The 7,361-nt window shown below is 68.2% G+C and carries 8 protein-coding genes; 3 read left to right on the forward strand and 5 right to left on the reverse strand.

Going from position 1 to position 7,361, the window contains the following annotated elements:
• Window positions 1-292: 292 nt before the first annotated feature.
• Together AC5JJ1_RS08775 and AC5JJ1_RS08780 are read left to right on the forward strand one after the other, a co-directional pair.
• Window positions 293-1,618 carry an ABC transporter substrate-binding protein gene (locus AC5JJ1_RS08775; RefSeq protein WP_495784731.1) on the forward strand — a complete coding sequence of 442 codons (1,326 nt, stop codon included), beginning with the start codon at window positions 293-295 and terminating at the stop codon, window positions 1,616-1,618.
• A gap of 11 nt (window positions 1,619-1,629) precedes the next feature.
• Complete coding sequence (locus AC5JJ1_RS08780) at window positions 1,630-2,505, forward strand: phytanoyl-CoA dioxygenase family protein (RefSeq protein WP_495784732.1); 876 nt, start codon at window positions 1,630-1,632, stop codon at window positions 2,503-2,505.
• A 166-nt stretch (window positions 2,506-2,671) separates the two neighbouring features.
• Here the strand turns inward: AC5JJ1_RS08780 and AC5JJ1_RS08785 are convergent, their stop codons facing one another.
• The 3 genes from AC5JJ1_RS08785 to AC5JJ1_RS08795 are packed head-to-tail and all read right to left on the reverse strand — an operon-like array spanning window position 2,672 to window position 3,815.
• Entirely contained in the window at window positions 2,672-3,172 is a 501-nt protein-coding gene (locus AC5JJ1_RS08785) for an IS3 family transposase (RefSeq protein ID WP_495784733.1), read from the reverse strand.
• Window positions 3,169-3,525 (reverse strand): transposase, encoded by a 357-nt coding sequence (locus AC5JJ1_RS08790; RefSeq protein ID WP_495784734.1) that lies wholly within the window; start codon window positions 3,523-3,525, stop codon window positions 3,169-3,171. Before AC5JJ1_RS08790 ends, AC5JJ1_RS08785 begins: the two co-directional genes overlap by 4 nt.
• Window positions 3,526-3,551: 26 nt before the next feature.
• Window positions 3,552-3,815 carry a hypothetical protein gene (locus tag AC5JJ1_RS08795; RefSeq protein ID WP_495784735.1) on the reverse strand — a complete coding sequence of 88 codons (264 nt, stop codon included), beginning with the start codon at window positions 3,813-3,815 and terminating at the stop codon, window positions 3,552-3,554.
• Window positions 3,816-4,352: 537 nt separating this feature from the next.
• Between AC5JJ1_RS08795 and AC5JJ1_RS08800 the strand changes: the two genes are divergently transcribed.
• Window positions 4,353-5,375 (forward strand): TRAP transporter substrate-binding protein, encoded by a 1,023-nt coding sequence (locus tag AC5JJ1_RS08800; RefSeq protein ID WP_495784736.1) that lies wholly within the window; start codon window positions 4,353-4,355, stop codon window positions 5,373-5,375.
• A 439-nt stretch (window positions 5,376-5,814) separates the two neighbouring features.
• Here AC5JJ1_RS08800 and AC5JJ1_RS08805 read toward each other — a convergent pair whose 3' ends face one another.
• Together AC5JJ1_RS08805 and AC5JJ1_RS08810 are read right to left on the reverse strand one after the other, a co-directional pair.
• Complete coding sequence (locus AC5JJ1_RS08805; protein WP_495784737.1) at window positions 5,815-6,834, reverse strand: IS110 family RNA-guided transposase; 1,020 nt, start codon at window positions 6,832-6,834, stop codon at window positions 5,815-5,817.
• Between the two features lie 316 nt (window positions 6,835-7,150).
• Window positions 7,151-7,361: hypothetical protein (locus AC5JJ1_RS08810; RefSeq protein ID WP_495784738.1), on the reverse strand; the 211-nt coding region annotated here is incomplete at its 5' end.

The raw sequence follows: 7,361 nt of genomic DNA on the forward strand, positions 1-7,361 counted from the left end.
CGCGTGCTCCCCAGCGCCGTCCAGCACCAGCCGGACCGCCCGCTCCCGCACCTCCAGCGAGTAGCTCGCCGCCGTCCTCTTTCTCGTTGTCATGGCTCCATCCTCTCAAGAGTTGGAGCCTCCGGGGAAGCCGGGGCGGTTCAGCTCCAGCCCAACCCCGCCAGCCTGCACAAGCGTCTCCAAAGTAGGGCTATCCATGGCTTTTCACTACCGAACCAGAGGAGTAGACGGCCGCCCTCGCCTGCCGATACCCTGTCCGCAACGGGGACGACACCCGCGGGCGGAGACGTGCATGCGACCGATCATCGGACGTCGCCAGACCATGGGCCTGGCCGCGGGAATGCTAGCCGGGGTCGCGCTGCCGGCGCGAGCCATCCCTACGGCCGACGTGCCGGCGCCGCGCCTCGCCCCGGAGCAGGGCGCCAGGCTCAGGGTGCTCCGACCTGCGAAGTACATCGACCCCGATGAGGCAATCTTCAACCGGAACACCCGCCGCTTCACCGAGCAGACCGGCATTGAGGTGCGGATCGACTACGTGAACTGGCCGGACATGCCGGTGCAGGTCGCCGTCGCCTTCAACACCGGCAAGGGCGCCGACGTGCTGATCGGCTTTGGCGCCGATGCCCATATCTACGCCGATAAGCTGCTGGAGGTGACCGACCTCGCTGAGTATCTCGGCGCGAAGTACGGGGGTTGGTACGACTTGGCGAAGGTCTATGGCCAGCGCTGGCAGAGCAGTGCCTGGCTCGGCCTGCCGATGGGCGGCACCACCGGCCCCGCCGTGTACCGCCGCTCTTGGGTGAAGGAGGCCGGGTTCGACGGCATCCCGAACGATCTCGGCGAGTTCCTTCGCCTCTGCCGGGCGCTGAAGCGCACCGGCCATCCCTGCGGCTTCCCGCTGAGCCATGCCCCCGGCGACGCGCCTGGCTATGCTAACTGGCTGCTCTGGTCGCACGGCGGGCGGCTGGTGGATGAAGCCGGCAAGATCGCCCTCGATGCGCCTGAAACGCTGCGAGCGCTCGACTATGCCCGCGCCATGCAGGAGACGATGATCCCGGGCACCATGGGCTGGAGCGGCGTCAGCAACAACCGAGCCTTCATCGGCGGCGAGATTGGCCTCACCCAGAACGGCGTCTCCGTCTACTACTCGCTGAAGACCTCGGCGGATGCGGCGCAGAACGCGCTGGCGGCCGACACCGAGCATGCCGAGATGCCCCATGGCGCAGCGGGCAAGGCGCCGGAGACGGCGCTGACCCTAGTCGGCATGGTGCCGCGCCACACCTCGGCGCCGAATGCGGCCAAGGCCTATCTGCGCTTCATGATGGAGGCCGAACAGTACGACCCCTGGCTGACCGGCTGCCTCGGCTATTGGTCGCAGCCGCTGAGGGCCTATGGCGAGAGCGCGGTCTGGTCGTCCGACCCGAAGCTCGCCGTCTACCGCGACGCCATGGATACGCCTTTCTACGAGGGTTATGCCGGCCCGATCACCCCGGCCGCCGGGGCCGTCGCGGAGAACTGGGTACTGGTCGATATGTTCGCCCGCGTCGCCACCGGCGAGGCCCGCCCAGCAGACAGTCTGCGCGACGCGCTGCGCGCCGCGCGCCGCTGGTATCGTTGAGGGAGGAACCGATGCTCACGGATGCCCAAAAGCGCGAGTACGATGAGGTTGGCGCTATCGTCGTTCCCGACATCCTCTCCGCGGCGGAGGTTGCCGAGCTGCGCCGGGTGACGGACGGCTTCGTCGAGCGCGCCCGAGGTGTCGCCACCCATGACGCCATCTACGACCTTGAGGACAGCCACTCACCCGCCATGCCGCGGGTGCGGCGGATCAAGTCGCCCCACCTGCACCATCCGGCCTATGCAGCCCTTGTCCGGCACCCGCGCATCCTCGCCGTGCTGCAGTCGCTTTGGGGCCCCGACATCCGTTTCGACACGGCGAAGCTGAACATGAAGTCGGCGGGCTTCGGCGCCGCGGTGGAGTGGCACCAGGACTGGGCCTTCTATCCGCACACCAACGACGACCTCGCCGCCGTCGGCGTGATGATGGACGACATGGAGCCGGAGAACGGCCCCCTTCTCGTCATCCCCGGTAGCCACAAAGGCCCGGTCTTCGACCACCATGCGGACGGTCGCTTCTGCGGCGCCATGGATCCGGCCAACCAGGACGTGGACTACACGAAGGCCGTCGCCCTGACGGGCCGCGCCGGCTCGATCACCGTGCATCACGTCCGCGCGGTGCACGGCTCGGCGCCCAATACCTCGAACAAGGAGCGCCGGCTGTTGCTCTTCCAGTTCCGCGCTGCCGATGCCTGGCCGCTGCTCGGCTTCCCCGAGGGGCTCGAGGCCTATGACGCGCTGATGGCCGCCGGCCAATCGAGCCTGGCGCCGCGCCTGGCTGATGTCCCAGTCCGCCTGCCCTTGCCGCCGGCTGACAAACAGGGCTCTATCTACGAGAACCAGAAGGGGCTGAAGCGCAAGTTCTTCGAGGCGACGGCGGCGCAATAGGTGCAAACGGCTCATGTGATCGTCGACGCCAGCTCGGCCGGAAGGATGCCATCCAACCGGCTGTCTGAGGTTCAAGCGCATCTCGTCATAATGGGCCGCATCTCCTGATGGGAGGAGATGGATCCGCTGGTTTTAGGAAGCGGGACACGGACTTCACTTCCTCGGCCTAAGTGACTTCGGGATCGGCCAGAGGCCGCGGCGAGGACGCTGCCCCCGGCCACACGGGGAAGACGCTCAAAGCTTGGCTGTGCATTTCGATAGGCGGATACTGCCTCTGCATGAGCGACGCGGAACAGAAGGCCGTGAAGTCGCGGCCCAACAGGTTCGGCGCCATAGGATAGGCGTGCGCGCTGTCGGTGGTGCGGCGGAACCGCCGCCGGCGCCTGGCCGACAGGCCCATGTCACGCATCAGGTGCGCCACCCGCTTGCGGCCGACCCGCCGGCCGTGGGCGCGGAGCGCGGCATGCACGCGCGGGCTGCCGTAGCGACCCTGGCTGTCCTCGTGAGCGGCGCGGATCTCGGCCGCCACCGCCCGGTCCTCGACGGCTCGCGCGCGCTCCGACCGGCTGACCCAGGCGTAGTAGCCGCTGCGCCTCACGCCCAACACCTCGCACATGACCTGGACGGGGAAGGCGGTGACGTGCTCGCGGATGAAGGCATAGCTCACCTCCGGCCCGCTGCCTTGCCGAAGATGAGCGCAGCTTTTCCCAAGATGTCGCGCTCCATCCGGACGCCATCCAGCTCACGCCGCAGCCGCCCGATCTCCGCCGCCTGATCGGCCGGGTTCGGGCCGACGCGGCGCGCCGGCGCCGCCTGCGCCTTGGGGGGCGTCAGCGCCGGCGCACCGTTCCCCACCGGCCCGCGCCCCTCCGCCCAGCGCAGCCAGCCCCGCACCAGGCGATCCGGTAGGCCCAACTCGGCCGCGACCCGCGATACAGCTCGCCCACCCCGCACCGCGGCGGCCGCCTCCAACTTGAATGCGTCCGGAAAGGTCCGCCGCCGTTTGCCATTCTCCGTCATAAACACCTCCCAGGCTCCTCAGCCTATCAGGGGTGTCCGCTTAAACGGGGCAGGGCCACTCGCCAGCTTCGCCCAGGCCTGCACATAGACAGCGCCAGGGTCCGCCCCCGTTGCCCGTGGTGCGGGTGCGGCCATTCACCATCTAGGCCGGCGCGGCGGCAGGCTGCGTAGACCAGCCGGCCGGCATAGGTGAAGGGCATCCACTCGAAGCCGGGCGGGAGAAGCTCCGCCGCCGCCTTGTCGCTCGTGCAGGGCAGGACCGGGCCGAAGCGGCCGAGCGCGTCATGCATCGTTCGGTTTGCCTCGGCGCTTCCGGCGGGCACTGGCCGAGCCGGTTGGCGATGCGGAGGAGCCGGACATAGCGGCTCATCTCAGCCCCTGCCCGCCGCCGTCCTTGAAGGTGTCGTTGCCGAAGCCGCGAGCCTGCGCGCGACTGGCTCCCCACACGCTCTGCAGCGCCAGTGCTGGTCGTCGCCGCTCTGGTCCGCATAGCGGGCGCCGCATCTTAGGCAGACGATCACCAGCGCGGGCCTGGGCTTCGGTTGGCGCATCCACATCACCTCGCCTTCGGCACCAGTCGCGTATGGCTCGGTGGGCGCCGCTACCGAGCCACAGGTCGGCTAACGGGATGCCGGCTGTGGTGGAGCATCACCACGACGCAGATGCTACGAATTGCAGGTGATCTCAACCGGTGTTGTTGTAGGAAGGCAGTGGGAGAGACCGGTCTGCCCTTCGGGATCGGATAGAAAATCATGATTGGCCTTGCGCCTCTAGTCGGAACTTATGCAGCGGCACGCCGGCTGCGACGGGCGGTGACGAAAGCTGCCATGGCGGTGGTGCTCGGAGCCACGGCGGCCGCGGCCGAGGAGGTGGCCACCATCCATCTCAGGATCGCAGGCGGCCTCGGCGGGGTCGCTCAGTATCTAGAATACGAGATGCCCTTTTGGACGAAGGAGGTGCCCCGCCTCACGAATGGTCAGGTCCAGGCGGAGATCGCCCCTTTCGATCGCAGCGGCATTCGTGGGGCTGACATGCTCGGGCTCCTGCGGCTGGGCGTTGTGCCCTTCGGCACCATCAGCCTGGCTGTCGCCGCAAGTGAAGAACCGGAGTTGAGCGCCATGGACCTGCCGGCGCTCAACCCCGATACGGCGACCCTGCATCAGTCACTGGATCTGCTGCGGCCGCGGTTGGGGACGCTCCTGCGGGAGCGGTACAATGTGCAGCTGCTGGCGATCTATACCTACCCAGCGCAGGTGCTGTTCTGCCGCGAACCCTTCACCGACCTTTCTGACCTTGCGGGTCGGCGGATCAGGGTTTCCTCCGTTGGGCAAAGCGAGTTGCTCGAAGCGCTCGGTGCCGTTCCGGTCGTTATCCCCTTCGCCCAGATCGTCAGCGCTTTCAACCAGCGCACCGTGGAATGCGCGATTACCGGCAGCTTGTCAGGCAATGCGCTCGGGCTACAGACCATGACCTCCACCATGTCGCGGCAAGCGATCAACTGGGGGGTCTCCTTTTTCGGCGCCAACATCAGCGCCTGGACCGCGTTGCCAGCAGAGGTGAGGACTCAAATCCAGCAGGGTCTGACGACCTTGGAAGCCAGGATCTGGCAGGCTGCCGAGCAGGAGACCGAGGAAGGCTTCGCCTGCAATGCGGGCCTGCCCCGCTGCACCAAGGGCAAGCCCGGCCACATGGTGGTTCTGGACGATACGCCAGAGGACCAGCAGCGTCGTGCCCGGCTGTTACGCAGCGTCGTGCTGCCGAAATGGATCCAGCGCTGTGGCGACGAATGCGCTGAGATTTGGAACCGTTACATGGCTTTAGCACGGGGCATTAGGGCGCCAGCAAACTAGCCCTGGCTCAGGGCGCCTCACAGCCCTCACCCCTTTGGCTTCCGCACCAGCCGTATGTAGCTCGGCAACCGCTCCTCATCGAGCCACAAGTCGACAAGCGGCGTGATGGTCCCCGCCACCCCGTGGCAGATGTTGTCGAGCGGGGCGGTCGAACCGGACTTATCGCATGTGTGGATGCCCCCTGCGGGTCAAGGCGAATCCGCAGCGTTGGCATTGAGAGCACGGGTGCGGTCATGTGTGCGGCCTCTGATGCGGCCGGTCTGGCCGCGGGCCCTGATGAGCTGCGCGGAACGAGGGGCAATCAGGTGAACGCGCTTCGGGGGCGCACTGCGATAAACGGCCTCTCTCGTCACCGGCTCACCGGTCTCTCGCTGTCATCGTCGCTTCAGCACCTTGCCCCTCGCCGGGCGCGGCGCCCGGCGAGCTCGGACGCGGCCGCTTAGGCGGTCGCGGCTGTGGTGTAGGTCCCTCCTCGGGCCAGCAGGGCCCAGGCGATGCGGGCCATCTTGCTGGCCAGCGCCACAGCCGCGACCTTGAAGGGTCGCCGCGCCAGCAGGCGCGTGGCCCAGTCCGCGGCCTCCGGGCTGCGCCGGGCATAGCGCAGGCGGCTCGTGGCGCCGAGGACCAGTAGCCGGCGCAGCATGGAGTTGCCCTGCCGGGAGATCCGGCCCAGGCGCTCCTTGCCGCCGCTCGAGTGCGGCTTCGGGGTCAGGCCAAGCGAGGCCGCGAAGTGCCGCGCCGAGGCGAAACCGTGCGGATTGGGCCCCAGCGCGGCCAGGGCTGTCGCACCGATCGCCCCGATACCGGGGATGCTGGCCAGCCGCCGAGCCGTCTCGTCCTCACGGGCATGGCGGACCATGCGGCTGTCGAGCCGCTCGATGCGTCCTTCCAAGGCCTCGATCTGCGCCACCAGCTCTCCCAGCGCCTCGCGTGCCAAGTGGGGCAGCCGGGCATCGTCGCCATCGCGCACCACCGCGATCAGCTCGGCGAGCTTGCGCCCCTGCGCCGCTACGATGCCGTACTCGGCGAGATGGGAGCGCAATGCGTTGACGGTCTGGGTGCGCTGGCGCACCAGCATGTCGCGGACCTTCAGCTCCACCAGGCTCGCCTGCTGCGCCTCGGTCTTGGCCGGCACAAAGCGCATGGTCGGGCGCGTCACCGCCTCGCAGATCGCCTCGGCGTCCACCGCGTCGGTCTTGCCGCGCTTAACGTAGGGTTTCACGTAAGCCGGCGGCATGAGCCGCACGGTGTGGCCGAGGCGGGTGAGCTCGCGCGCCCAGTGGTGCGCCCCGCCGCAAGCCTCCATGCCAACCAGCGTGGGCGGCAGGGCCGCGAAGAACTCCAGCAGGGCTGACCGGCGGAGCTTCCGCCGCAGCACCACCCCGCCTGCCGCATTGACCCCATGCACCTGGAAAACGCTCTTGGCCAGGTCGAGGCCGATCGTCGTAATCTCCTCCATCGATGCCTCCTCTCCCTCGTGGTGGGGCTCAGCGCCAACCACGCTATGGCACCTCGATGCCGCAGAGCAGGGGGCATCCAACCCATCAAGGGAGCGGGGCTTGCCGCATTCGCCCTGTGCCACGTCCACGCCATGCGGCCGGAGCAGATCTTGGCCGACGCCGCGCCTCGCCTGCGCCCGGAGCAGAAACTCCGCATTGTCCTGAACACGATCAACAGCGCCATGGCCGATGGTGAGACGGAGCAGGGCGAGCGGCCGCTGGCCTTGGGCCGCTCGCATCGCACCCCATCACCTCCAGACATGGGTCAGCCCCTTGTCACTGAGTGCGCGCAGCTGACGCCGCCACGTTCATCTCCGCCAACCGCGCCGTCGCAGCCTTGGCGATGGCGGCGAACTGCCAGGCGATCTCCTCCAGCGGCATGTTGGGATAGGCGTCGTAGCAGATCCGAACATAGGCCCGCATCGCGCGCTGTAGCACGGTCGCCTGCTCCTTCGCGGCTAACCCCGCCAGTGTGCCGGCCAGCAAG

It is taken from the genome of Belnapia sp. (genome assembly GCF_059504005.1).

What these genes read in the sequence shown, in the direction of transcription:
- AC5JJ1_RS08775 (WP_495784731.1), top strand. Translation starts at nt 293, where the DNA reads ATGCGACCGATCATCGGACGTCGCCAGACCATGGGCCTGGCCGCGGGA.
- AC5JJ1_RS08780 (WP_495784732.1), top strand. Translation starts at nt 1,630, where the DNA reads ATGCTCACGGATGCCCAAAAGCGCGAGTACGATGAGGTTGGCGCTATC.
- AC5JJ1_RS08790 (WP_495784734.1), bottom strand. Translation starts at nt 3,525, where the DNA reads ATGACGGAGAATGGCAAACGGCGGCGGACCTTTCCGGACGCATTCAAG.
- AC5JJ1_RS08795 (WP_495784735.1), bottom strand. Translation starts at nt 3,815, where the DNA reads ATGCATGACGCGCTCGGCCGCTTCGGCCCGGTCCTGCCCTGCACGAGC.
- AC5JJ1_RS08800 (WP_495784736.1), top strand. Translation starts at nt 4,353, where the DNA reads ATGGCGGTGGTGCTCGGAGCCACGGCGGCCGCGGCCGAGGAGGTGGCC.
- AC5JJ1_RS08805 (WP_495784737.1), bottom strand. Translation starts at nt 6,834, where the DNA reads ATGGAGGAGATTACGACGATCGGCCTCGACCTGGCCAAGAGCGTTTTC.